Source organism: Paraburkholderia phymatum, assembly GCF_040965635.1.
GTDB classification, from domain to species: Bacteria; Pseudomonadota; Gammaproteobacteria; order Burkholderiales; family Burkholderiaceae; genus Paraburkholderia; species Paraburkholderia phymatum_B.
Genome location: NZ_JBFRCH010000083.1, coordinates 1 through 2,937, shown reverse-complemented (window position 1 = coordinate 2,937; position 2,937 = coordinate 1). Strand labels below are relative to the sequence as shown.

2 protein-coding genes are annotated in these 2,937 nt (G+C 59.6%); one reads left to right on the top strand and one right to left on the bottom strand.

Going from position 1 to position 2,937, the window contains the following annotated elements; genetic code table 11:
* Positions 1 to 80: 80 nt before the first annotated feature.
* Complete coding sequence (locus tag AB4Y32_RS40185; protein WP_368726543.1) at positions 81 to 2,231, bottom strand: putative bifunctional diguanylate cyclase/phosphodiesterase; 2,151 nt, start codon at positions 2,229 to 2,231, stop codon at positions 81 to 83.
* Positions 2,232 to 2,363: 132 nt separating this feature from the next.
* On the opposite strand from AB4Y32_RS40185, the gene AB4Y32_RS40180 reads away from it, so the two are divergent.
* Positions 2,364 to 2,657, top strand: a complete 294-nt coding sequence (locus AB4Y32_RS40180) for a hypothetical protein (protein WP_368726542.1) — start codon at positions 2,364 to 2,366, stop codon at positions 2,655 to 2,657.
* Positions 2,658 to 2,937: the final 280 nt, after the last annotated feature.

The window sequence follows — 2,937 nt, the reverse complement described above, 5'->3', positions numbered from 1 at the left end:
GCCGCACCGGCCGGCCGACGAGCCGTTCTGAAACGACAACGGGGGCATCATCGCCCCCGTTTTACTTGATTCCTTCAACATCATTTATCTTGATCATTGCCCCATCGATTTACGTGCTCACGCTCAATCGTTTGCGCCAGCGATTCTGCCATCTTGTCCCTGCCGATGCCCTGCACGAAGCTTTGGTCGATTTTTAGTTCCTTGACGGCGAATCGGTGAAGGTAGCTCAGGGATGAGTAGCCCGTGCCGAAATCGTCGATCGACAGTGCGATGCCAAGTGCATGGATGGCATCGAGCGATTTGCGAATATCTTCGACCGATTCATCGAACAAGACCCGCTCGGTCATCTCGAGCGTCAGGTCTGCGGCAACCAGACCATGAGCCTGCAGTGTATCGGTGACGAAGCCTGGGTAATCCGGACGCTTGAAGTCTGCGGCGCAGACGTTCACCGACATGTTGGGTACGTCAAGACCTTCGGCTCGCCACTCGGCAAGTTGCCTGCAGGCCTCGCCCATCACCCAGGCATCCATCTCCGCGATCAGCCCGCTTTCCTCCGCGATGGCGATGAAGCGATCCGGCGCAATGCCGCTTTGCCCGGCGTTGTCCCACCGCACGAGCGCCTCGACACCACGTAGCACGCCTGTGGCATCGACCTTGGGCTGGTAGGCGACACTCAGGGCGTTCCCTCGCAATGCCCGCTGTAGCGCGATCTCCAGTTCGAGTTGCTCCTTCGCCTGACGCTCGTACTCGGGAGCATAGAACCGCACCTGGTTGCGTCCCGCACTCTTGGCCTTGTACATCGCCAGATCCGCGTTGCGCAGCAGGATGTCGGTTTCTTCCCCGTCGTGCGGCGAGAGCGCGATACCGATGCTGGCGCTGATCGTGATGCGGGTGTCTTGCTTCGAGTTGATGAGGATCGGTTGGTACACGGCCTGCAGAACGCGCCCGGCGACACGTTTGGCTTTTAGCATGTCGCACTCCTGCAGAACGGCGAGAAACTCGTCTCCCCCAAGTCGGCCGATTATGTCACCAGTCTGGATCTCGTTCTGGAGGCGTCGTGCGATTTGGCTCAGGACCTCATCACCGACGGCATGGCCCTGAGTGTCGTTCACGCGTTTGAAACGGTCCAGATCGATGAACAGCACCGCGAGCGTCGACCCCATCCGTTTGGCGTTCGTCAGAATCCGTAGAGCTTCTCTTTGGAGTTGCGTCCGGTTTGGCAGACCCGTGAGTGAGTCGAACCAGGCAAGTCGCTTCAAGCGGCGCTCCATGGCCAGTCTCTTGCGCAATTGTCTGCTGAACATCAGTGACAGCAGGATGAGAAGCGCATCGAGAATGACGCTGACGATACCAATTGCAATCGCTCGTTTGCGCCATCCTGCGAAGATGTCGTCCGTCGCAAAGCCAACGACGACGACGAGTGGATAGCTTCCGATCCGCCGGAAAGTATATAGGCGCTCGATGTGGTCAAGTACGGCTATATCGATATAGGTGCCGTGATCGGCTTGCACGAGCGGCCCGAACGAGTGACCGCTCGCGAGGGACTTGCCGATGTCACCCTCGTGAAACGGTTGACGCATGAGAACCGTTCCGTCCGTGCGCAGTAACGTAATCGTGTCGTGCTGGCCGAGTATCGAGTCTTCGAAAAGTTGCCGGAAATAGCTGAGCCGCAACGTGCCGCCGACGATGCCCGCGAAACCGCCGTCCTTGTCCTCGAGCCGCCGGCTTAGCGCGATATGCGGCAGTCCGGGTGCGGCGGTGTACGGCACGTAAGGCGCGCTGATGTAGAGGCCCGCATTCTTCTGGCGCCGCTGAACCTGGAAGTAGTCGCGGTCGCTGACATTCAGGTTTCGCGGCTGAATCGAACGCGAGTCGAGCACGAGCTTGCCCGTTGCGTCCGTCGCAAACAGGGCACCCAGTTCCTTCGCATTGGTGGCCGAACCGAACGCGACGAGCTGCCGGACGTCCGGGGGAAGCCGTACGATGCTGGCCGTCTCGGCACTTGTCGCGACGTCGCGCATGGCGAGCTGGTAGATGTCGAGATTTCGCTCGATCTCGTTTTGCAGCGAGATCACCATATTCTGGGCGGCATCGCGCGCCTGCGCCATCGCGTCGAGCCTCATTTCGTAAAGCGAGGCGACCGTGACTCCCGTGGTCGCGAGTGTGATTCCGATTCCAGCGTAGATAAACAGCGCCGGCCTGTTAAAAAGGGAGCTCGAAAATCGAATCATGGTCTACCGGAATGCTCGGGAAAGCGAGGTGTAAGCGACCGGGCCCGCAGGCACTTTGTTGCCTCGGTCTCCACAGACCCGCTGGATTGTATAGGACCAGGTGAGCAGGAAGATGGACGCCAGGACAGGCGAATGACATGCCTTGACCCAATTCACTTAGGCGAAGTCTCCGTCGATATATCGACGGAGACAGGTGAAACTTTACCCTCGGCGCAAGGCGGGCTTGCCTTCCAGGAAGCGCTTGGCCTGAATCCAATCGCATACCTTCGGGAGGTGCGCCTGAATCACGTGCGTCGGGAGTTGAGGATCGGCGAGTCCGTCACGTCGGCCGCGACGATGGTCGACACGTACAGCATTCCGTCGAAGCTGCCGCTTAATAGCGGGGGTTCGGTGGCCAATGCAAGGTCGGCGGAGAAGCGGCTGTGAGCGAAGCATGCGGGCGCATCGCATACTGCTTCCATGCGCGCGATCTTCACCTCGTGCTCGGCCCGAACACGATCGGCAGAATGGTCGCGTCGTGCTCGTCGGTCATTCCCGGGGCGGCGTCGTCATCAGCGAGGCAGGCAAAGGGAGGTGTCGGGAATTTCGTGTGCTGAGGTCGGGTTAAAAGATCTCAGCTCATGGCGCTCGTGAATCGCTCGCCGAACAGAATGGCGAACTGATTGACTGCTTGCCGCCAGGTGATAGGCGGCATCTTCCAATCCTT

What these genes read in the sequence shown, in the direction of transcription:
- AB4Y32_RS40185 (WP_368726543.1), bottom strand. Translation starts at nt 2,231, where the DNA reads ATGATTCGATTTTCGAGCTCCCTTTTTAACAGGCCGGCGCTGTTTATC.
- AB4Y32_RS40180 (WP_368726542.1), top strand. Translation starts at nt 2,364, where the DNA reads ATGACATGCCTTGACCCAATTCACTTAGGCGAAGTCTCCGTCGATATA.